A 20,925-nucleotide genomic window follows, 5' to 3' on the forward strand; every position below is an offset into this window, starting at 1 on the left:
CCCCGCCTACGGTCGGAGGATGGACGCACAGGACATCCGCTGGAACGACGAAGCCCGCAGCAAGATCCTCGAGGACTCGGACCGTGTCCTCCGCGAGGCGGTGCTCGACCTCGCCCAGAGCAAGAAGGGCGAGCCCTGGGAGGACGTCTTCGCCGAGCTGAACGCTCGGTTGAAGGACCGCTTCATCGACTTCGAGCCCGGGCCGGACCTCCGCAAGTACGCCGAGGCCGTCTCGGCCGGAGAGATCGAGTCGGGCTCGTGAGCGGCTCCCCGGACGACGCCGCGCTGTCCGACGACATCGAGTCGATCCGCGCGCTCGGCGAGGGCCGGATCGGCGAGACCGCCGGCCCCGAGGACGTGGAGCAGGAGCTCTCCCCCGAGGAGGACGCTGCGATCGAGGACGAGCTCAAGCACCGGGGCTGATCCCGGACACGACGAAGGCCCGCCCCCTGCACGGGGAGCGGGCCTTCGTCGTCGGTACGACTACACCGAGAGACGCTCGTAGTCGGTGTAGCCCTCGGCGCCGCTCGCGTAGACGGTGGCCTGGTCGAGCTCGTTCTCGGGGTGTCCGCCCTGCCAGCGCTCGACGAGGTCGGGGTTGGCCATCACCGGACGGCCCACCGCGACGGCGTCGGCGTGGCCGTCGGCGATCAGCGAGCGGACCTCGTCGCGCGTGGTCGGCGATCCGAAGCCGCTGTTCGCGATCAGGACGCCGCCGAAGCGCGAGCGGAGGTCCTGCACCAGCTCGCCCGCGGGCTCGGCGTGCAGCACGCTGAGGTAGGAGAGCGCGAGCGGCGCGAGTCCGTCGACGAGGGCCTCGTAGGTGGCGCGCACGTCGTCGGCGTCCGTCTCGAGGACGTCCTGGATGTTGTGGCTCGGCGAGATGCGGATGCCGACGCGGCCGGCGCCGATCTCGTCGGCGATCGCGCGGGTGACCTCGATCGGGAACGCGGCGCGCGCGGCGGGGCTCCCGCCGTAGGCGTCGGTGCGCACGTTCGAGACCGGCGAGAGGAACTCGTGCAGCAGGTAGCCGTTGGCCGAGTGGACCTCGACGCCGTCGAAGCCGGCGTCGACCGCGCGGCGGGCGGCGGCGACGAACTCGTCGCGCACGACGGCGAGCTCCTCGGTCGTGAGCGCGTGCGGCACCGGGAAGCGGGCCTTGTCGTCGCCGGGGACGCGGACCTCTCCGTCGATCGCGATGGCGCTGGGAGCGACGATGCGGTCGGTGCCGGTGATCGCGGTGTGCGAGACGCGGCCCGCGTTCATGATCTGCATGACGATGCGGCCACCGGCGGCGTGCACGGCGTCGGCGACGACGCGCCAGCCCTCGGCCTGCTCGGCGGTCTCGATGCCCGGCTGCCCGGCGTAGCCCTTGGACTCGGCGCTGGGGAACACTCCCTCGCTGATGATCAGGCCCAGGCTCGCGCGCTGGGCGTAGTGCTCGGCGATGAGGGCGCCGGGGACGCCCTTCTCGTCGGCGCGCAGGCGCGTCATCGGCGCCATGACGACGCGGTTGGGGAGTTCGAGGTCACCGGCGGTGAGGGGGGAGAAGGGATCCACGGAGGGCCTTTCGTCAGGGGTCGGGCGGGCGCGACCAGCAGTCGCACCGCGGAGGGGAACCGCGGCGGTGACGAGCGCATTCCGTCTCCCGGCGTTCTCCCATCCGCCACGGGCGGCGGACGCGCTCCGCGGCGATCGCTCCCTGCTCCTCGTCGACCGCCCTGTCTACACTCGGGAGGCGAACGACGAAGGAGTGTGCGCGATGACCGCGACAGCGAACCACCGGTCCGACGTCCGTGAGCGCTCCGCCGTCGGGCGTCCGCTCCTCCGCACGGTCGTGGCCCTGCTCGTGGCCGCCGCCGCCGTGCTCGCCGGGGCCCCCGCCGCGGTCGCCGAGGACCCGGCGACCCTCGGCTCCTCCCCCGTCCTCGACTCCGTCGGGGCCCTCGCACCGGGTGAGGCCGCGGAGATCGAGCAGGCCGCGTCGCGCCTGTACGAGCAGCACCGCGTCCAGCTGTTCGTCGCGTACGTCGACAGCTTCACCGGAGTCTCGGGCGACCAGCGCTGGGCCGACGCCACCGCCGAGCTGAACGGGCTCGGCGACGACGACGTCCTCCTCGCGGTCGCGGTCGGCGCCCGCCAGTACCAGGTCTCGGTCGCCGACGGCTTCGCGCTCGACGACGCGCAGCTGTCGTCGCTCGAGAGCGACGAGATCGAACCGCAGCTCGTCGAGGGCGACTGGGCAGGAGCGGCGGTGGCCGCGGCGGACGGCATCGGCGAGCGCCTCGAGGCGCCGACCGCCGGCGAGTCCCTCGGTCGCGGAGCGACGATCGTCCTCGCGGTCCTCGCCGTCCTCGTGGTCCTGGGCATCGTGGTCCTCCTCCTCGTCCGCCGCTCGCGCCGCCGGAAGGCCGCGGAGGCCGTCGAGGCCTCGATCGACGAGCTCGCCACCCGCGCCGGATCCGCCCTCGTGCACGCCGACGACGCCGTGCGCACCAGCGAGCAGGAGGTCGGCTTCGCGGAGGCGCAGTTCGGCTCGGACGCGACCGGGCCCTTCCGCGAGGCGCTCGTGACCGCCAAGCGGCTCCTCGGCGAGGCCTTCGGGCTGCAGCAGCGCCTCGACGACGCCGAGCCCGAGACCGACCAGGAGCGCCGCGACGGCTACTCCCGGATCCTGCAGCTCTGCGCCGACGCCGAGCAGGCGCTGGACGAGAAGGCCGAGGCGTTCGAGGAGCTGCGCGACCTCGAGAAGAACGCTCCGGAGGTGGCGGCGCAGCTCGCCGCGCGCATCGAGGCGGTCGCGCTCCGCATCGCGCCGACGCGCGCGATCCTCGGCGAGCTCGCCGTCTCCTACTCCCCCTCCGCGATCGACGACGTCGAGGACGACGCCGACCAGGCCGAGGACCGACTCCGCTTCGCACGTGACGGCGTCGACGGCGCTCGCGAGGCCCTCACCGCCGGTGACACCGGGCGCGCGGCCGTTCTGCTGCGCTCGGGGCAGCAGGCGGCGGAGCAGGCGTCCGGCCTGCTCGACGCGGTCGCGACCCGCGCCGCCGACCTGCGCGAGGCCGAGGCGACCCTCGCCGCGCGCCTCGCCGAGATCCGCGCCGACGTCGCCCAGGGCCGCACGCTCGCCGCCTCGGCCGACGCCTCGGATCCCGCCACCGCTCCCCTCGCGCAGAACATGGGCATCGCGATCGCGCAGACGGAGGCGTCCCTCGACCAGGTCGAGCGTGCCGCGTCCGTGCGCCCGAACGATCCGCTGGGACTGCTCGCCACCCTGGCGGCGGCCGACAGCACGATCGACGCGGCCGTCGGCGGCTACCGCGACGCCCAGGCCCAGCGGGAGCGCGAGCGCGCCGCCCTCGCGGCCGAGCTCACGACCGCGCGGAGCCGCGTCTCGGCCGCCGAGGACTTCATCGCCGCCCGGCGCGGGGCCGTGGGCTCGCTCGCGCGCACCCGGCTGACGGAGGCGGTCCGCGCCTCCGAGTACGCGGCGCAGATCGCGCCGACCGACCCGCGCGAGGCGCTGGCCTCGGCGCAGCGCGCCTCCGCCCTGGCCCAGGACGCCCTGCAGCAGGCCCGCTCGGACACGAGCCGGTACGCGTCGCCGACCGCCGTGGGCAGCCCTTACGGCGGGAACACCACCGGCGCGTTCCTCGGCGGGATCCTCGTCGAGTCGCTGCTGGGCGGCGGGCGCCGCTCCGGCTACCGCTCCGGCGGGTTCGGCGGCGGTTTCGGCGGCTCGTCGGGCGGCGGCTTCGGCGGCTCCTCCCGCCGCTCGAGCGGCGGCGGCTTCGGCGGCGGCTCCCGTGGCGGCGGTGGACGCCGCGGCGGCGGCGGCCGCTTCTGAGAGTTCTCACACCTCTGATCGACACGACATCCCACGACGCAAGGAGAGACAGCATGGCCCAGAGACAGTCCATCTTCGGACGCATCGCGCAGCTCGCGAAGGCGAACATCAACGCGCTCCTCGACCAGGCCGAGGACCCGCAGAAGATGCTGGACCAGATGGTGCGCGACTACACCGAGAGCATCCGCGACGCCGAGGCCGCCATCGCGCAGACCATCGGCAACCTGCGCCTGCTCGAGGACGACTACCGCGAGGACGTCGACAACGCGCAGGAGTGGGGCGCCAAGGCGTTCGCAGCGAGCCGCAAGGCCGACGACCTGCGCGCCTCCGGCAGCACAGGCGACGCCGACAAGTTCGACGCCCTGGCCAAGGTCGCGCTGCAGCGCCAGATCCAGTCCGAGAAGGAGGCGAAGGACGCCGAGCCGACGATCGCCTCGCAGACCGAGGTCGTCGACAAGCTCAAGTCGGGCCTGAACCAGATGCGCGAGAAGCTCAACCAGCTCTCGTCCAAGCGCGACGAGCTGATCGCGCGCTCGAAGACCGTCGAGGCGCAGTCGCAGGTCCAGGACGCGATCAAGAGCATCGACATTATGGACCCGACCAGCGAGGTGAGCCGCTTCGAGCAGAAGATCCGCCGCGAGGAGGCGCGCGTCCGTGGAGCGGAGGAGCTCGCCTCCTCGAGCCTGGACGCCCAGTTCGAGTCGCTCGAGGACCTCGGCGAGATGACCGAGGTCGAGGCGCGCCTCGCGGCGCTCAAGTCCGGACGCCCGCAGGACTCGATAGGTTCCTGAGCGCCGGAATCGGCGCGGCGGTCGCGATCGCGGCCGCCGCGCCGTCGTACCGTTCGCGAAGGCTGGCAATCCTCATGGTGCGGTGGGCACCCCCTGCCCGTAGTCTTCGAAGAGGTAGCCCAAGAAACCGGTCGCCGCACGCCACGACCGGCCCCTACCGGCGTGGTGAACCAGGAGCGGACCGGGCCGTGCCTCACGAGGCCGAGTCGGGGGTCGCTCTCCACGAGGCCGTCGACGCCGATGGCCGCCCCGAAAGAACGAGGCACCCCGTGAGCGTTCCCACCACCCTGTCCGACGGCGGCTCGACCGCCCAGAGCGGCAGCGAGGCGAAGCCCGTCTCTCGCGTCGTCCGGACGCGTCCGCGCGCCGACGGCCGCATCAACCCCACCACCGAGTACTCCGGCCTGCTCAGCACCGTCCGCGACGCGGGCCTGCTGCGTCGCCGCACCGGCTTCTACTACACGATGTTCGCCGTGCTGGTGCTCGCCCTCGGCGGCATCGTGACCGGCTTCGTCCTGCTGGGCGATTCGTGGTTCCAGCTCCTGCTGGCCGCCGCCCTCGGCATCGTCCTCACCCAGTTCGCGTTCCTCGCGCACGAGGCCTCGCACCGTCAGGTGTTCGAGTCGGGCAAGGCCAACGACGTCGCGGGGCGCACCCTCGCGAACCTCTTCGTCGGCATCAGCTACTCGTGGTGGATGCACAAGCACAGCCGGCACCACGCGAACCCGAACGTGCTCGGCAAGGACCCCGACATCGAGCGCGACGTCATCTCGTTCACCAGCGAGGACGCGGCCCGCTCGCGCGGCCTGTACGCCTGGCTGACCCGCCGCCAGGGCTACGCCTTCTTCCCCCTCCTCCTGCTCGAGGGCCTCAACCTGCACATCCACGGCTTCCGCACGGTCTTCGGCCGCGGCAAGGTCGACAAGCGCTGGGTCGAGATCTCGATGCTCGTCGCCCGCGTCGGCCTCTACCTCGCCGTCATCTTCTGGGCGCTCCCGCTGGGCATGGCGTTCGCCTTCCTCGGCGTGCAGATGGGCGTCTTTGGCCTCTACATGGGCGCCTCGTTCGCTCCGAACCACAAGGGCATGCCGCTGCTGCCGAAGGAGGCGCGCGTCGACTTCCTGCGCCGTCAGGTCCTCACCTCGCGCAGCATCAAGAGCACCTGGCTCACCGACCTCTACATGGGCGGTCTGAACTACCAGGTCGAGCACCACCTCTTCCCGAACATGCCCCGCCCGGCCCTGCGCCGTGCCCAGGTCATCGCGAAGGAGTACTGCGCCACCCACCAGATCCCCTACACCGAGACCTCGCTGCTCGAGTCGTACGGCATCGTCGTCCGCTACCTCAACCGCGTGGGCCTCTCGGCCGGCGGCGACCCGTTCGACTGCCCGGCCGCCTCGGCCTACGGCCGCTGAGCCGCACCGCCCGAACGACGAAGGCCCCTGCTCCGATCGGAGCGGGGGCCTTCGTCGTCTCGCTCCCACAAGCGCACGGATGCGTTCCCTCCGAGCGGGCGACCTCGATCACGGTGCACGGGCCTGGCTCCACGCGCGGTCATCTGCGAAATCAAGGGGGTGCGCCACGTCCGGACGGCGGCTTAGCGTAACGCTATGAGCAGCTCCGACAACGACATCGAACCGACCCTCGTCGACCCCGAGCAGATCCCCTCGCCGACCGAGCCGGAGACCGGCGACGGCACCACCGCGGGCCTGGACGAGGTCGGCCGCCCGTCCCCCGACGGACTCACCCAGGACGGCGACGCGGAGAACCCGCCGCTGCCCGACTGGGGCCCCACCGACGGCGTCCACGGCACCGACGCCGACCCCGACGGGACCGCCGGCGCCACCCGCTGACCACTCCCCGCGAGGGACCTCGCCGGGCTCCTGACGCCGTCGCGATCAGGACCCGACGAGGTCCCTCCGTGTTCGCCCGGACGTCGCCGCGACGCCCGACGAGCCGCCCTACACTGGCGGAATGCAGCCGAAAGAACGCGCCCTCCGGGTGATCTCCTACAACCTCCGGGAGCACCGAGCGCACGTCGAGATCGCTCCGCTCGCCGCCCGTCATGACGTCGACGTCCTCTGCCTGCAGGAGTGCGACACCACGAAGCTCCCGCAGGAGCTGGGCGACCTGCGCCTCGCGACCGTCACCGCCCGCAACCGGCTCGGGCTCGCGATCTACTACTCGCACGCCCGCTTCGAGCTGGCCGGCAGTGCCGCCTTCGAGCTCAGCAAGTCGATGCACGACCGCGTCATGTCCCCCGCTCACGAGCGCCTGCTCGCCGTCCGGCTGACCGATGAGCAGGGCGGATCGATCGCCGTCTCCTCGTTCCACGCGGCCCCCCTCTCGGCCGGCAACGCCCTGCGCCGGAAGCAGATCGACGAGGCGCTCAACCGGCTGCGCGAGTACGCCCCGGACACCCCCTCGCTCATGGTCGGCGACTACAACTACCCCTGGTTCTTCCGCGGACTCGACCGCAAGATGACGCGGAACGGCTACCTGGTGTCGCGGAGCGACTCCCCGACCTACGCCCGCTACCGGTACTTCAGCGGGCACTTCGACTTCGCGATCAGCGACTCCATCCGCATCGAGCGAGTGTCGACCCTGCCGCAGGGGCTCTCGGACCACCTCCCCGTCCTGGTCGACGCGCACTACTCCGCGGCCGACGCCTGAAGCCCGGCGAGCAGGATCCTGCGCGTCCCGCCCGCACCCACCTCCCGCTCGGGTGACGCTCGGTAGGCTCAGGGGGTGACGACCCTGATCCTCGCCCGGCACGGAGAGACCGTCTGGCACTCCGAGAACCGCTTCGCGGGCTCCTCCGACATCGCCCTCACTCCTCGCGGACAGGACCAGGCGGCGACGCTCGCCTCCTGGGCCGTCGACGCCGACCTCGAGGCGGTGTACTCGTCCACGCTCGTGCGAGCGGTCCGCACGGCGGTCCCGGCCGCCCGCGCGGCGCACCTCGAGGTTCATCCGGACCCCGCTCTCGTCGAGGTCGACTTCGGCCAGGGCGAGGGACTGACGACGGCCGAGATGGAGAAGCGCTTCCCGGACGCCTACCGCGCGTGGGTCGCCGCTCCGGCGATCCAGCCGATGCCCGGCGGGGAGTCGGGGCTCGACGCGGTCGCCCGCGCCAACGCCTCGCTCGCCCGGATCCACCGCGACCACCCCGAGGGCCGCGTGCTCGTCGTCGCGCACGGCACGCTCATCCGCCTGCTCCTGTGCGCCTACCTCGGCATCAACCCCGAGACGTACCGCCACACGTTCCCCGTCGTCGACAACGTGTCGCTGACGACGCTCCGCTGGGACGCGACGGGCATCGGCCTGCTCGGCTACAACGTCCCTCCCGTGCAGAAGCAGCGGCGCTCGAGCTGAACGACGTGCGCGAGGCGCCGCGCCGCTCGGGCGGTGCCGGCTCGATCGGCCTCGTGCTGGGCGCGGTGGCGAGCGTGCAGCTCGGCGCGTCCTTCGCCGTCCTGCTCTTCCCGGCCGCGGGTCCGATCGGCACGGTCACCCTCCGCCTCGTCTTCTCGGCGCTCGTGCTGCTCGTCGTCTGCCGCCCGAGGCTGCGCGGCTACACGCGGGCCGACTGGGGCACCGTCGTGGTCTACGGGCTCGCCCTCGGCGGGATGAACGCCTGCTACTACGAGGCCATCGCCCGCATCCCGCAGGGCGCCGCCGTCACCCTCGAGGTCCTCGGCCCGCTGACCCTCTCGGTGATCGCCGGCCGGAGCCTGCTCAGCCTCCTCTGGGCTGGCCTCGCCCTGGCCGGGGTCGTCACGCTCTCGCAGGGCGGCTTCGGCTCGCTCGACCCCGTCGGCGTCGCGTTCGCCCTGGGAGCCGCGGCGCTCTGGGCGACCTACATCGTTTTCGCCGAGCGGACGGGCGGGCGCTTCCCCCGCCTCGACGGGCTGGCGCTGGCCCTGGCCGCCGGCGCGGTCGTCTCGCTGCCGTTCGGCATCGCGACGGCGGGGCCCGCGCTGATCCTGCCGCCGGTGCTGCTGCTGGGCTTCGCGGTCGCGGTGCTCTCCTCCGCGGTGCCGTACGCGCTGGAGCTGCTCGCGCTGCGGCGCCTGCGCTCGTCGACCTTCTCGATCCTGATGTCGCTCGCTCCGGGTGCGGCCGCCCTGTCGGGCTTCCTCGTGCTCGGCCAGCGGCTCACGGTGGTCGAGGCGATCGGCATCGGCCTGGTCGTCGCCGCGAGCGTCGGCGCCGTCCGCTCCGCCTCCCGCTGACGGGCGGATCGGAGCGACCCTCTCCGTTCGCGGTGATATTTCGTTAGGCTAACTATGTGCCTCACGATCCCACCACCACCGCCCTCGCCGGGGAGCTCCGCATCGCGGTCGCGCGCCTGGGCCGCCGACTCCGCCAGGAGAAGGGCCGGCACGAGCTGAGCGACGCGCAGCTGAGCGTCCTCGCGCTGCTCGAGCGCGAGGGCCCGCGCACCCTCGGCGAGCTGGCCGAGGTGGAGCGCGTGCGCCCGCCCTCGATGTCGCGCACGGTCGCCTGCCTCGTGGACGACGGGCTCGCCGAGCGCCTGGGCGACCCGGCCGACGGGCGCGTCGTCCGACTCCGCCCCACCGAGGCGGGATCCGCGCTCGTGCACGAGGTGCGCCGCAGCCGCGACGCGTGGCTCGTGGCCGGGCTCCGCGAGCTCTCCCCTGCTCAGCAGTCCCTGCTGCGCGACGCCGCCGCCCTCCTCCGCGAGGTGGCGGAGCGATGAGCGCGATGTTCCGCTCGATGGCGGTGCCGAACTACCGCATCTGGTTCGCCGGGGCGACGGTCTCGAACATCGGCACCTGGATGCAGCGCACCGCCCAGGACTGGATCGTCATCAACGACCTGACCGACCACGACGCGACCGCGCTGGGCGTCACCATGGCGCTGCAGTTCGGACCGCAGCTGCTGATGGTCCCCTTCTCGGGTTTCATCGCGGACCGCTTCGACCGGCGGCGGCTGCTCATGGCGACCCAGGGCGCGATGGGGGTGCTCGGGCTCGGCCTGGGCCTGCTCGTCGTCACCGGCGTCGTCCAGCTCTGGATGGTCTACGTCTTCGCACTGCTGCTCGGCTTCGCCGCGGCGATCGACGCACCCGTGCGGCAGACCTTCGTCTCGGCTCTCGTCGAGGAGAAGGACCTCTCGAACGCGGTCTCCCTCAACTCCGCCTCGTTCAACTCCGCCCGGATGATCGGGCCGGCCCTCGCGGGCGTCCTCATCTCTGCGGTCGGGTCGGGCTGGGTGTTCCTGCTCAACGCCGCGAGCTTCCTCGCCGTGCTGCTCTCGCTGCGCTTCCTGCACCGCGACCAGCTCCGCTCCGCTCCGCGCGCCACCCGAGGCCCGGGCGCGCTGCTGGAGGGGTTCCGCTACGTGTCGCGGCGGCCGGACATCATCGTGGTGCTGATCATCGTGTTCCTGATCGGCACCTTCGGCCTGAACTTCCCGATCTTCGCCTCGACGATGGCCACGGTGGAGTTCGACATGGGTGCGAGCGAGTTCGGCCTGCTGTCCTCGGCGATCGCGGTCGGCTCGGTGATCGGCGCCCTGCTCTCGGCCCGCCGCGACCGGCCACGGCTGCGGCTGATCGTCGGAGCCGCCTTCGCGTTCGGAGTCGCCCTCGCGCTCTCGGGTCTCATGCCGACCGCGTGGTCCTTCGCGATCGTCCTGCCGCTGGTCGGCGTCGCCGCGCAGACGCTGATGACCTCGGCCAACGGCTTCGTGCAGCTCTCGACCGCCCCCGAGATGCGCGGCCGCGTGATGGCGCTCTACATGGCGATCTTCGTCGGAGGCACGCCGATCGGCGCTCCGCTCATCGGAGCCGTGGCGAACGGCCTCGGCCCGCGCTGGGCGATCGCGGTGGGCGCCGCCTCCGGGCTCGCCGCGGCGGCCGTCGGGCTCGGCTTCCACCTGCGGATGCGCCGCAGAGCAGTACCTCCGGCTCGCGAGAACACCTCCGGCTCGCAGGAACCGGACGATCCTGCGAGCCGAACGGGATCCGACGAGCCCGAGGTCGGCTCCGCCGTCAGGCCTCGCGCGTGATCTCGACCCGCACGAACAGCTTCGACGAGTGCGGGCCCGCGTACACGCCCCGCAGCGGGGCGATGTCGTTGTAGTCGCGACCGCGGCCGACGATGACGTGCCGGTCTCCGATGTCGATCAGGTTCGTCGGGTCGTAGCCGCGCCACGCTCCTCCGCAGAACCACTCGACCCAGGCGTGCGACTCCCCCGTCACCGTCTCGCCGATCTCGGCGTTCGGCTTGGGGTGGAGGTAGCCCGAGACGTAGCGGGCGGGGATGCCGACCGCGCGCAGCGCCCCGAGGACGATGTGCGTGATGTCCTGGCAGACGCCCTTGCGCGCCGTCCACGACTCCGTCGCCGTCGAGTGCACGCCGGTCACGCCCTGCTTGTAGGTCATCTCGCGGCCGATGCGCTCGGCGATCGCGAGCGCCGCCTCGCACGGCCCCGCCGACTCGTCCGCGAGCGAGCGCGCGAGCTCGACGAGATCCTCCGGAGGCGCGGTGCGGACGGTCTGCTTCGACTGCTCCACGTACTCGGTGAGCGTCTCGACCTGCTCGGCGAGCTGCTCCCAGCCGTACGGGTGCTCGGGATGCGCCTTCGGGCGCACCTCGACCAGCGACGTCGCCGTGAGCGAGAGCTCCTGGTGCGCGTCGAGCACGTCGAACGAGGACACCCGGGTGCCCCAGTAGTCGGTGTACGTGTGCGCCGAGGTGACCGGCCGGATGTCGAGGTTCGAGAACAGCACGAGCTGCCCGTCCGAGGACGCCGGCAGCATCCTCGCCTCGTTGTAGGACGCCACGACGTCTCCCCGGTAGGTGAAGCCCGTGGTGTGCTTGATGCGCAGCCTGCTCACAGCGCCTCCCCGATCCAGCTCGGCATGACGTTGGTGGGGAAGTAGCGCTGCCGGATCGCCTCGGACGCGGCCGAGGTCGCCTCCTGCACCCCGTCCATGTGCCGCGGGAGATCCTCGAGGATCTCGGCGATCGGCCGGTACTCCAGCTCGCTCCGGATCTGACCCAGTACGCGCTGGGCGTCGCCGGTGTGCCCGACGCGGCCGGTGCGCGGCTCGATGTCGCGCATGCACATCTCGGCGCGCGAGATCGAGAAGAGGATCGACCGCGGGAAGAGCCGGTCGAGCAGGAGGAACTCCGCCGCGTTGCGCGCGCTCGGCACGCCGCGGTAGGTGCGGAGGTAGGCCTCGTACGCCCCGCAGGAGCGGAGGATCGTGGTCCACGACGGGCCGCTCGCCTCGGTCAGCGACCGGGTCGCGAGCAGTCGCGCCGTCATGTCGGCCCGCTCGATCGAGCGGCCCAGCGTGAAGAACTGCCAGGCCTCGTCGCGCGAGGTCGCCGACTCGATGATGCCGACGGCCAGCGCCGAGCGCTCGCGCACCCAGCTGAAGAACTCCGACACCCGCTCGCCCGAGACGCGGCGCGGCATCCGGGTGCGGGTCGTGTTCAGGCACTCCCACAGCTCCGTCGACACGATCTCGCGGGCGCGGCGGGCGTTCTCGCGGGCGGCGCCGAGCGAGTAGGCGATGGAGGCGGGGTTGGTGCGGTCGATCGCGAGGATCGTCAGCACGTCCGCCCGCGTGATCTCGCGCATGTCGTCGGGCGGGGTCGAGCCCATCACCGACAGCAGCGAGCGGCACGCGGTGTCCTCGTCGATCCACGGATCCTCCAGCAGGAGCTGGAGGTGGACGTCGAGGATGCGCGCGGTGCCGTCCGACCGCTCGATGTAGCGGCCGATCCAGAAGAGGGACTCGGCGATCCGGGAGAGCATCAGTCCTCCTCCCCCGCGTCGCGACCCTGCTGCTGCTGCTGCTCCTGGTCGGAGTTCGGGGCGTCGTGCGGCGAGTGGTCGGGGGTGTGGTTCAGCGGGTACACGATCGGGATCGAGCTGGTCACCGCGGCCTGCTCGGCGACGAGGCCCTGGATGTCGTGCGCGTCGGGCTCGCGGTCGCGCTGCGCCTCCAGGCCCACCACCCAGGTGTCCTTCGAGCCGCCGCCCTGCGACGAGTTCACGACGAGCTGGCCCTCGGGCAGCGCCACGCGGGTGAGGCCTCCGGGCAGCACCCAGACGTCGGTGCCGTCGTTGACCGCGAAGGGGCGGAGGTCGGCGTGACGAGGGCGCATCCCGTCGTCGACGAGGGTCGGGATGGTCGACAGCTGCACGACCGGCTGCGCGATCCAGCCGCGCGGGTCGGCCTGGAGCCGCGAGCGCAGCTCGGCCAGCTCCTTGGCGGAGGCGTCCGGTCCGACGACCAGTCCCTTGCCGCCGGAGCCGTCGACCGGCTTCACGACGAGCTCGTCGAGGCGGTCGAGGACCTCCTCGAGCGCGCCCGGATCCTCCAGGCGCCAGGTGTCGACGTTCTTGATCACCGCGTCCTCGCCGAGGTAGTAGCGGATGAGGTCGGGCATGTAGGTGTAGACGAGCTTGTCGTCCGCGACTCCGTTGCCCACCGCGTTGGCGATGGTGACGGTGCCCAGGCGGGCGGCGAGCATGAGCCCGGGCGAGCCGAGCATCGAGTCGGCGCGGAACTGCAGCGGGTCGAGGAACTCGTCGTCGACGCGGCGGTAGATCACGTCGACGCGGGTCGGGCCCGAGGTGGTGCGCATGAACACCTTGCCGCCGGTGCAGAACAGGTCGCGGCCCTCGACGAGCTCGACGCCCATCAGCCGCGCGAGCAGCGTGTGCTCGAAGTAGGCGGAGTTGTAGACACCGGGGGTCAGGACGACCACGGTCGGGTCGTCGACGCCCTCGGGCGCCGACGCGCGCAGCGCCTGCAGCAGCTTGTTGGGGTAGTCGCCGACGGGGCGGACGCGCATCGAGACGAACAGCTCGGGCAGGGTCTGCGCCATCACGCGCCGGTTCGAGATGACGTACGAGACGCCGGAGGGGACGCGGACGTTGTCCTCGAGGACCCGCCAGCCGCCGACCTCGTCGCGGATGAGGTCGATGCCCGAGACCTGGATGCGCACGCCGTTGGCCGACACGATGCCGGCCGCCTGGCGGTGGAAGTGGCTGGAGCTCGAGATGAGCCCGGCCGGGATCACCCCGTCCTTGACCGCGTTCTGCGGACCGTAGACATCGGCGAGGAACGCCTCGAGTGCACGGACGCGCTGCTTGATGCCGCTCTGGACCTCGTTCCACTCGGCGCGCTCGATCACGCGCGGCACCGCGTCGAGCGGGAACGGCCGCTCCTCGCCGGCGAAGTCGAACGTGACGCCCTGCGCGAGGTAGGAGGAGGCGAGCGCGTCGGTGCGACCGCGCAGCTCCTCCTGCGTCATCCGCGCGAGCGAGGAGTAGATGTCGCGGTACGCCGAGCGGACCCCGTCGGGGCCCTTCGTCGCGGCGACATCAGCGAACATCTCGTCCCAGGGCGGGGCGCCGGCACGGCGGCGCTCGACCTTCTGGGACCCGTAGCCGTCGAAGAGGTCACCCATGGCACGACTCTAGTCCGGGGCGTATTGCGGGGATGTTTCGCGGGGTTCCGCGCAGAGGTGGGCGGCTCGTCGCCCGGTGGCGCCGGCAGAACCTCAGCTGAGCGAGGGAAGCGTCGATCGACCGTCGATGTACCCCCTCCGCAGCTGACGTTGCGCTGCGGTGCTCTAGTCCAGGCCGCGTCGGCGCCGCTGCGGGACGGTCCAGAGGTGCTCACGCCTCCGGATCAGAGTCAGGAGTGCATCCTCGGTCCGCGGCCAGTCGTCCATGATCTGGTGGTTGTCGAGCCGGATGCAGAGGTACTCCTGGCGAGCGAGCTCGAGGTCGCGGCGGCGGTCCTCGCTGAACTGCTCGCGGGTGCCGTGGTAGCGGAAGCCGTCGCTCTCGAGGACGAGCCGATCTCCGATGACCTCGTCGACGCGACACACACGAGGGATCGGCACCTGGGTGCGCACCCGCACGTTCCGCCTGCGCAGACTCAACCGGGTCTTCGTCTCGAGTCCCGACTGACTCCCTCCGTCGACCCGATCGAAGAGCACCCGCTTCCCGGGAGGTGCGAGGGGCGGGAGTGCGGCGAGCTCCTCCATCGTCAGCAGCCCGCTGTTCAGCGCGGAGTCGATCGTCTCGATCGCGTCGTCCTCGCGCACGCAGGTCACCAGATGCAGGATCGCCGCGCCGATGCCGTCCTGCGACGCCGAACGCCGCCCCTGGCCGGGCCACTGCCGCCACTGGCCCAGGTCGCCTCGTCGGAGCTCGTGCACGGACGAGGTCCCGAGAGCGACGTGCAGCGCGGGCCGCTCGACGCTCCAGAGGCCCAGGTGCTGCAGAAGCGACACGCAGGTCAGGACTCCGCCCGCCCGCACCGCGGCCAGCTCGATCGGCGGCACGGTCGGGCGGGCGTACCAGCCGCGCCGGACGCGGACGAGCACGCCCGCGTCGAGAGCACGCTGGACCGCGAGGCGGGGGATCCTCTCGGAGGAGAGCGTGCGAGCGCTGCAGAAGCCGCTGCCGGCGCGAAGGAGGGACACCAGTTCCTGCATTCCACGACCGTGGCACGGCCGCTCACCCGCCGGAGTGCTCGGACGCCTCCCCGTGGAGAGAGCGCGGCCGCGGCAGCCTGGGGAGGACGCGTCACCGGCTCGCGCGCAGCGCCTCGTTCATCGCGCGGACCGTGCGGAAGCCCGAGCGCCGGGCGATCTCGAGCCGGTCCGGTCCGTCGCGGCGCGGTCCGTGCAGCTCGCGCTGCTGGCGGGCGAGACGCGCCCGCGCGGCGCGGATCTCGGCCGACGGAGTTTCCCCGTGACCTGCGAAGGCCCGGTGCAGATGGCGCTCCGACACGAGGAGGCGGGCTGCGAGCGCGGCGACGGTGAGGTCCGGATCCGCCGCCTCCTTCGCGATCAGCTCCAGCGCCTCGCTCCGCAGCGCATCCTCGGGGGACAGCACGGCGTCCCCGCGTCGCAGGGAGGGGAGGCCCGACAGGAGGTTCTCGACCGCCAACCGGAACGACGCGAAGCCGGCCTCCTCGGGGCTCAGAGTCGAGGACAGCGCGCTGATCGCTGTCGCGACCAGGACCTCCCTGAACGCGGACCCCTCCGTCGCGACCGACTCGACCCGGTGCCGTGCGATGTCGGGCGGCCAGAGCCCGTGCCGTGAGCGGATCTCGATGCGGGCGCTCGCCACGGCCGCGTCGAGCGTCCACGATCCGCTCGAGGGGAGAAGAGCGACTCCGCCCGGCTCGAGGACCACGGTCTCGTTCCCGGCCGACAGCGAGACCACCCCGTCGACCTGGATGACCGTCTCGCTGCGGGCCGCAGCACGAGGGCCGACCGCGCGCCCGACCCGCGCCGGGGTGTGCCAGACGCGCAGCAGCTCGAACGGCCCGTCGATCAGCCGGTCGGCGAAGAGGTGGAAGGCGCCGCGGGGCTCGCACCAGAGGCCGCGACCCCGCAGCCAGGCGACGGCGTCCTCGTCGCGGAGGGCGACCGCGCGCTCGGCGAGCGCGTCCGGGCGCCCTCGGGAACCGCTCCGCTGCTCTGGCACGGGCTCCATGAGAGCGCACCCCGGACGTTTCCGCATGCGCCTGCGCGAATCGGACCGCGTTCTCGACGCGTTCCTGACGCAACCTCACGTCGAGCGCAGGATCACGACCCCCTCCACCGACGATCGATCCGCAGCACCTCTCCGGTGCCCACCTCGATCTCGAAGGACTCCCATGACCGAGAACACCCCCGGCCGCATCCACCGCCGCACCGTCGTCGCCGGCGCAGCCTGGACCATCCCCGTCGTCGCGACCGCGATCGGCGCACCGCTCGCCGCGGCATCCGGAGGCGAACCGACCCTCGCCTTCACCAACGGCCCGTACGCGGTCGCCGCCTGCGGCACCCTCACGGACGTCGTCATCACGGCGACGGCCGATGGCACGAAGCCCGTCACCTCGGGCACTCCCATCACCGTGACCCTCCCCAGCGGCCTGAAGTGGTCCGACGGCAGCACCGGCACGAAGACCCTCTTCACCGACGGCAACGGCCAGGTCGTGCTCAGCGGAGTGAAGGCGAGCGGCACGAACGGCACGCGCACGATCACCGCCTCCGCGAACGGCCTGCAGACCTCCGCACCTGTGACTGCGAGCGGGGCGACCAGCCTGATCACGGTGTCCAACGGCAGCAACTACAACGTCTCGCTCCCGCCCCTGCCCGCCGGCGTCACCGCGCAGGACCTCCAGTACACGCTCAACAACGGCGGCAAGCGCACCCTGTGGGTCCTCGGAAGCGACGGAAAGGCGTACATCAACGTCGACGGAGCAGCGACCTGGCAGACCAACACCGCCGGCACCGCCACCCTCATCGCCACCGCGAACGACGGCACCGGAACCGCCGCCGTTCTCGAGAGCAGCGGCCTCATCACCGTGACCAACGGCAGCAACTACAACGTGGCACTGCCGCCCCTCCCCGCCGGGGTCACCGCGCAGGATCTCCAGTACACGCTCAACAACGGAGGCAAGCGCACCCTCTGGGTCCTCGGTAGCGACGGCAAGGCGTACATCAACGTCGACGGCGAGCCCACCTGGCAGACCAACACCGCGGGCACTGCCACCACCATCGCCGTGGCCAACGGAGGCACCGGGACCGCGGCGGTCCTCGAGAGCAGCGGCCTCATCACCGTGACCAACGGCAGCAACTACAACGTCTCGCTCCCGCCCCTGCCCGCCGGCGTCACGGCGGAGGACCTCCAGTACACCGTCAACAACGCCAACAAGCGCACCCTCTGGGTCCTCGGCAGCGACGGCAAGGCGTACATCAACGTCGACGGCGAGCCCACCTGGCAGACCAACACCGCCGGCACCGCCACCCTCGTCGCGCTCGCCGAGCAGGGCACCGGGACCGCGGCGGTCCTCGAGAGCAGCGGCCTCATCACCGTGACCAACGGCAGCAACTACAACGTCTCGCTCCCGCCCCTCCCTGCAGGCGTCACCGCGCAGGACCTCCAGTACACGATCAACAATGCCAACAAGCGCACCCTCTGGGTCCTCGGAAGCGACGGGAAGGCGTACATCAACGTCGACGGCGAGCCCACCTGGCAGACCAACACCGCCGGCACCGCCACCACCATCGCCACCGCGAACGACGGCACCGGAACCGCGGCGATCGCGGAGCAGCAGGCCTGCTGACGCGACATCCGTCGCTCCCCCGCGGCAGGGCGGCGTCCGGACTCAATCCCGCCTGACGCACCCGCTGAGCACGGCTCCGGTGCACCTCGCGCCGGGCCGTGCTCAGCGGGTCCACCCCGCGACGAGGAGCGTCTCCTCCAGACGTCCTCCCCCACGGAGCCACTGCCGTCGACGTGCAGACCACCGACCAGCCCGACGGATCGATGGTCGTCACCGTCCTGGGCAGCGACGGACGGGTCCACCAGAGGAACAGCGCCGCCGACGGCACCACCTTCCCCGCCACCTGGAACAGCTACGCCACGCCAGGCGTCACCGACATCGCAATTTCCCCGGTCAGCGCCGACACCCGCATCGGCGAACCAGTGCCGACGACTCCGCACCAGCCGCGATAGGCGACGGCCGGGAACTGGCGACCGCCTGAGCGCGATCACCCGCGCGAGGCCCGGGTCACGAGCGATCGCAGCCCGGGCCTCTCCTCGTCAATTCGTCCGGCGGAGTGCCCGGCGCATCGCCGTCGCGTTCGCGAAGCCCGCCAGACGCGCCCGCTCCTCGGCTGTCAGCCCACGCCCCACGGCGCCCTCGGAGTAGCTGCGCGCCACGGCTGCACGCGCCGCGCGGATCTCGAGCGCGGGGCTCGACCCGGCGGCCGAGAAAACGCGGTGCACGTACCGCTCCGAGATGCGCAGCTCCTGCGCCAGCCGCTCGATCGTGAACTCCGGGTCACGGGCGCGCTCGGCGATCACCTCCATCGCGCGGCGCTGCAGCGCCAGCTCCCGAAGCGAGAACCGCTCACGCCCCGCCCCCTCGAGCCCCGCCGAGACGATCGCGACGGCGAGGTGCGAGAAGGCCAGCCGCAACGCCGGCAGACCCTGCGACCGCAGGTCCACGTCCGTGTTCAGGACGGCGTTCGCCGCCGAGACCAGCGCCGCGCGGAACGACACCGGCACGTCCGCGAGGACCACGTGCGCGCCGATGAGCTCCCGAAGCGGACCCGGGATCATCCCGGACTCCAGCGCGATCTCGAACCGCGCGATCGACGGATCGGGCGTGGTGACCTCCACCGCCCCTTCCCCGAGGACGAGCACGGCACCGGGTGCGAGTTCCGAGCGCGCTCGTCCTCCCTCCGCGACGACGAACGTCCGTCCTTCGACGGGCACGACCACGCGCGTCGACCCCACCGCGCCCGTCATCTCGACCACGGCCGCCGTGTGCCAGAGCCGTGCCAGCCGGAACCCGTCGCCCGTGAGCTCGTCGGTCACCAGACTCACGTCGGCACGATCGGTCACCGATGACCCGCGCGCCTCGAGCCACCCGATCGCTGCCGCACCGCGGAGCGACACCCCGCGCCGGAGCGCCGGCTCTCGCGACGGGTCGACGGTCATGCAGGTCTCCTCGCTCCGCGCTCCGGATCGGCGACGGCGGCCGGATCGCCGCCCTTCGCCACCACCCAACTCGATCGCACCGTCGCCAGGCGGCGGAGCGACACATCCCGCACAGATCACGGACATCGCGCGCACGACTCCCCACTCACGGCCGCCGCAGCTCCACCCCTCGGACAGCATCGGACCCGCCGTCGACCCCGGCGCACCTCCCGGCCGATCAGCTCGGCCCCGACGAGAAGAGCACCCATGAACGACACCTCCTCGACCGAACGCTCCCCCGGCGTCGAGCGACGCACGCTGGTCGCCGGCGCCGCCTGGACCATCCCCGTCGTCGCAACCGCGATCGGCGCACCGCTCGCCGCGGCATCCGGAGGCGAACCGACCCTCGCCTTCACCAACGGCCCGTACGCGGTCCCCGCCTGCGGCACCCTCACGGACGTCGTCATCACGGCGACGACCGACGGCACGAAGCCCGTCACCTCGAACACTCCCGTCGCCGTGAACCTCCCCAGCGGCCTGAAGTGGTCCGACGGCAGCACCGGCTCGAAGACCCTCTTCACCGACGGCAACGGCCAGGTCGTGCTGTCCGGCGTCCGCTCGACCATCGGCAACCGCACCGTTCAGATCACCGCGACGTCCGGCACGACGAGCGCCACGGCCCCGGTCTCGGTCGCCGCAGGTGCGGGCGACGGCATCGTCTACTACAACTACAGGACCAAGGTCAACACCGCTGTCGCCGACTCGGCCGACGCGGTGAAGATCGTCGCCGACACGTCGACGGGGTTCCTCGTTTGGCAGGACGCCGACGGCGACATCCACAACGGGCTCGGCGACGTGATCGTCACCGGCGCGGACACGGGCACCGGGCTGCTCGCCATGAACAGCGGTGGTCCGAACGGCGACCAGCCGCTCATCTGGTACAAGAAGGCCGACGGCGTCCACTACTACAACTACCGGACCAAGGTCGACACGCTCCGGCCGAACTCGACGAACGCGGCGACGATCGTCGCGAACACCGCGAACGGCTACCTCATCTGGCAGGACGCCAACGGCGACATCCGCAACGGCAACGGTGACCTGCTCATCCCGGGCGCACAGGCGGACCCCGACCTGCTCGCGCTCAACGACTTCCAGGACCAGCCGCTGATCTGGTACAAGAAGGCCGACGGCGTCCACCAGTACAACTACCGGACCAAGGTCGACACGCTCCGACCGAACTCGACGAGCGCGATCAAGATCCTCGCCGACACGGCCTCCCAGTTCCTCGTCTGGCAGGACGCGAACGGCGACATCCGCAACGGCAACGGCGACCTGATCATCACCGGCGCGGAGACGGGCAGCGGACTGCTCGCGATGAACCGCGGCGGCGCGACCGGCGAGGACCCGCTCATCTGGTACAAGAAGGCCGATGGAATCCACTACTACAACTACCGGACCAAGGTCGACACGCTCCGACCGAACTCGACGAACGCCGCCACGATCATCGCCGACACCGCCACCGGATTCCTCGTCTGGCAGGACACGAACGGCGACATCCGCAACGGCAATGGAGACCTCATCCTCACGGGGACCAACACCGGCGCCGAACTGGTCGCGATGAACAGCGGCGGTCCGAACGGCGACCAGCCGCTCATCTGGTACAAGAAGGCCCAGCCCTGCGCCTGATCCGGTGAGTGCCGCCTGATCGGGCGGTGCTGCGCGGCGATCGGCCGGCGGGGAAGCCCATCTCCGGGCCCCTCGCCGGCCGATCATCGCCAGGGCGCGACGGGAAGG

The 20,925-nt window shown here is 71.9% G+C and carries 21 protein-coding genes; 14 read left to right on the top strand and 7 right to left on the bottom strand.

Annotated features, from left to right (window positions below; all coding sequences use genetic code 11):
* The first annotated feature begins 19 nt into the window (after window positions 1-19).
* Together LRG51_RS07590 and LRG51_RS07595 are read left to right on the top strand one after the other, a co-directional pair.
* On the top strand, window positions 20-262 hold the full coding sequence (locus tag LRG51_RS07590; protein WP_055786822.1) for a hypothetical protein: 243 nt from the start codon (window positions 20-22) through the stop codon (window positions 260-262).
* Window positions 259-423, top strand: a complete 165-nt coding sequence (locus tag LRG51_RS07595; RefSeq protein WP_230671958.1) for a hypothetical protein — start codon at window positions 259-261, stop codon at window positions 421-423. Before LRG51_RS07590 ends, LRG51_RS07595 begins: the two co-directional genes overlap by 4 nt.
* A gap of 60 nt (window positions 424-483) precedes the next feature.
* Here LRG51_RS07595 and LRG51_RS07600 read toward each other — a convergent pair whose 3' ends face one another.
* Window positions 484-1,560 carry an alkene reductase gene (locus LRG51_RS07600; RefSeq protein WP_230671960.1) on the bottom strand — a complete coding sequence of 359 codons (1,077 nt, stop codon included), beginning with the start codon at window positions 1,558-1,560 and terminating at the stop codon, window positions 484-486.
* Between the two features lie 202 nt (window positions 1,561-1,762).
* On the opposite strand from LRG51_RS07600, the gene LRG51_RS07605 reads away from it, so the two are divergent.
* The 9 genes from LRG51_RS07605 (at window position 1,763) to LRG51_RS07645 (ending at window position 10,680) form a co-directional block, all read left to right on the top strand.
* Window positions 1,763-3,853: a TPM domain-containing protein gene (locus LRG51_RS07605; RefSeq protein ID WP_230671962.1), complete on the top strand. Its 2,091-nt coding sequence runs from the start codon at window positions 1,763-1,765 to the stop codon at window positions 3,851-3,853.
* Between the two features lie 53 nt (window positions 3,854-3,906).
* Window positions 3,907-4,644 carry a PspA/IM30 family protein gene (locus LRG51_RS07610; protein WP_230671964.1) on the top strand — a complete coding sequence of 246 codons (738 nt, stop codon included), beginning with the start codon at window positions 3,907-3,909 and terminating at the stop codon, window positions 4,642-4,644.
* A 377-nt stretch (window positions 4,645-5,021) separates the two neighbouring features.
* Window positions 5,022-6,059: a fatty acid desaturase family protein gene (locus LRG51_RS07615; protein WP_055788897.1), complete on the top strand. Its 1,038-nt coding sequence runs from the start codon at window positions 5,022-5,024 to the stop codon at window positions 6,057-6,059.
* A gap of 195 nt (window positions 6,060-6,254) precedes the next feature.
* On the top strand, window positions 6,255-6,497 hold the full coding sequence (locus LRG51_RS07620) for a hypothetical protein (RefSeq protein ID WP_230671966.1): 243 nt from the start codon (window positions 6,255-6,257) through the stop codon (window positions 6,495-6,497).
* Between the two features lie 121 nt (window positions 6,498-6,618).
* The gene (locus tag LRG51_RS07625; RefSeq protein WP_055786805.1) at window positions 6,619-7,317 is read left to right on the top strand and encodes an endonuclease/exonuclease/phosphatase family protein; all 699 of its coding nucleotides are present in this window, start codon (window positions 6,619-6,621) and stop codon (window positions 7,315-7,317) included.
* 75 nt (window positions 7,318-7,392) lie between these two features.
* Window positions 7,393-8,019, top strand: a complete 627-nt coding sequence (locus tag LRG51_RS07630) for a histidine phosphatase family protein (RefSeq protein ID WP_055786801.1) — start codon at window positions 7,393-7,395, stop codon at window positions 8,017-8,019.
* Between the two features lie 5 nt (window positions 8,020-8,024).
* Window positions 8,025-8,879, top strand: a complete 855-nt coding sequence (locus LRG51_RS07635; protein WP_230671968.1) for an EamA family transporter — start codon at window positions 8,025-8,027, stop codon at window positions 8,877-8,879.
* Window positions 8,880-8,935: 56 nt separating this feature from the next.
* A complete protein-coding gene (locus LRG51_RS07640; RefSeq protein ID WP_230671970.1) occupies window positions 8,936-9,367 on the top strand; it encodes a MarR family winged helix-turn-helix transcriptional regulator in 432 nt (143 codons plus the stop codon).
* Window positions 9,364-10,680, top strand: a complete 1,317-nt coding sequence (locus tag LRG51_RS07645) for an MFS transporter (RefSeq protein ID WP_230671972.1) — start codon at window positions 9,364-9,366, stop codon at window positions 10,678-10,680. The genes LRG51_RS07640 and LRG51_RS07645 overlap by 4 nt, the downstream gene beginning before the upstream one ends.
* Here the strand turns inward: LRG51_RS07645 and LRG51_RS07650 are convergent.
* From LRG51_RS07650 to LRG51_RS07670, 5 genes are all read right to left on the bottom strand, one after another.
* A complete protein-coding gene (locus LRG51_RS07650) occupies window positions 10,664-11,512 on the bottom strand; it encodes a transglutaminase family protein (protein WP_055786795.1) in 849 nt (282 codons plus the stop codon). The genes LRG51_RS07645 and LRG51_RS07650 overlap by 17 nt on opposite strands.
* Complete coding sequence (locus LRG51_RS07655) at window positions 11,509-12,441, bottom strand: alpha-E domain-containing protein (protein ID WP_055786784.1); 933 nt, start codon at window positions 12,439-12,441, stop codon at window positions 11,509-11,511. Before LRG51_RS07655 ends, LRG51_RS07650 begins: the two co-directional genes overlap by 4 nt.
* Window positions 12,441-14,105 carry a circularly permuted type 2 ATP-grasp protein gene (locus tag LRG51_RS07660; protein WP_230671974.1) on the bottom strand — a complete coding sequence of 555 codons (1,665 nt, stop codon included), beginning with the start codon at window positions 14,103-14,105 and terminating at the stop codon, window positions 12,441-12,443. Before LRG51_RS07660 ends, LRG51_RS07655 begins: the two co-directional genes overlap by 1 nt.
* 165 nt (window positions 14,106-14,270) lie before the next feature.
* A complete protein-coding gene (locus LRG51_RS07665; protein ID WP_230671976.1) occupies window positions 14,271-15,143 on the bottom strand; it encodes a DUF559 domain-containing protein in 873 nt (290 codons plus the stop codon).
* A 91-nt stretch (window positions 15,144-15,234) separates the two neighbouring features.
* Complete coding sequence (locus LRG51_RS07670) at window positions 15,235-16,143, bottom strand: hypothetical protein (RefSeq protein WP_230671978.1); 909 nt, start codon at window positions 16,141-16,143, stop codon at window positions 15,235-15,237.
* Between the two features lie 172 nt (window positions 16,144-16,315).
* On the opposite strand from LRG51_RS07670, the gene LRG51_RS07675 reads away from it, so the two are divergent.
* Together LRG51_RS07675 and LRG51_RS07680 are read left to right on the top strand one after the other, a co-directional pair.
* On the top strand, window positions 16,316-17,770 hold the full coding sequence (locus tag LRG51_RS07675; RefSeq protein ID WP_230671980.1) for a hypothetical protein: 1,455 nt from the start codon (window positions 16,316-16,318) through the stop codon (window positions 17,768-17,770).
* A gap of 173 nt (window positions 17,771-17,943) precedes the next feature.
* Entirely contained in the window at window positions 17,944-18,162 is a 219-nt protein-coding gene (locus LRG51_RS07680) for a hypothetical protein (RefSeq protein ID WP_055786770.1), read from the top strand.
* Window positions 18,163-18,249: 87 nt separating this feature from the next.
* On the opposite strand, the gene LRG51_RS07685 is transcribed toward LRG51_RS07680, so the two are convergent.
* A complete protein-coding gene (locus LRG51_RS07685; protein ID WP_157603040.1) occupies window positions 18,250-19,038 on the bottom strand; it encodes a hypothetical protein in 789 nt (262 codons plus the stop codon).
* A gap of 360 nt (window positions 19,039-19,398) precedes the next feature.
* Between LRG51_RS07685 and LRG51_RS07690 the strand changes: the two genes are divergently transcribed.
* Window positions 19,399-20,817 (top strand): hypothetical protein, encoded by a 1,419-nt coding sequence (locus tag LRG51_RS07690; protein ID WP_230671982.1) that lies wholly within the window; start codon window positions 19,399-19,401, stop codon window positions 20,815-20,817.
* Window positions 20,818-20,925 lie beyond the last annotated feature (108 nt).

It is taken from the genome of Rathayibacter sp. Leaf248, from assembly GCF_920939495.1.
In the GTDB taxonomy this organism is placed as follows: Bacteria; Actinomycetota; Actinomycetes; order Actinomycetales; family Microbacteriaceae; genus Rathayibacter; species Rathayibacter caricis.

Coding starts and splice junctions, on each gene's coding strand:
- LRG51_RS07590 (WP_055786822.1), top strand. CDS start 20: ATGGACGCACAGGACATCCGCTGGAACGACGAAGCCCGCAGCAAGATC.
- LRG51_RS07605 (WP_230671962.1), top strand. CDS start 1,763: ATGACCGCGACAGCGAACCACCGGTCCGACGTCCGTGAGCGCTCCGCC.
- LRG51_RS07610 (WP_230671964.1), top strand. CDS start 3,907: ATGGCCCAGAGACAGTCCATCTTCGGACGCATCGCGCAGCTCGCGAAG.
- LRG51_RS07620 (WP_230671966.1), top strand. CDS start 6,255: ATGAGCAGCTCCGACAACGACATCGAACCGACCCTCGTCGACCCCGAG.
- LRG51_RS07625 (WP_055786805.1), top strand. CDS start 6,619: ATGCAGCCGAAAGAACGCGCCCTCCGGGTGATCTCCTACAACCTCCGG.
- LRG51_RS07645 (WP_230671972.1), top strand. CDS start 9,364: ATGAGCGCGATGTTCCGCTCGATGGCGGTGCCGAACTACCGCATCTGG.
- LRG51_RS07655 (WP_055786784.1), bottom strand. CDS start 12,441: ATGCTCTCCCGGATCGCCGAGTCCCTCTTCTGGATCGGCCGCTACATC.
- LRG51_RS07660 (WP_230671974.1), bottom strand. CDS start 14,105: ATGGGTGACCTCTTCGACGGCTACGGGTCCCAGAAGGTCGAGCGCCGC.
- LRG51_RS07665 (WP_230671976.1), bottom strand. CDS start 15,143: ATGCAGGAACTGGTGTCCCTCCTTCGCGCCGGCAGCGGCTTCTGCAGC.
- LRG51_RS07675 (WP_230671980.1), top strand. CDS start 16,316: ATGACCGAGAACACCCCCGGCCGCATCCACCGCCGCACCGTCGTCGCC.
- LRG51_RS07690 (WP_230671982.1), top strand. CDS start 19,399: ATGAACGACACCTCCTCGACCGAACGCTCCCCCGGCGTCGAGCGACGC.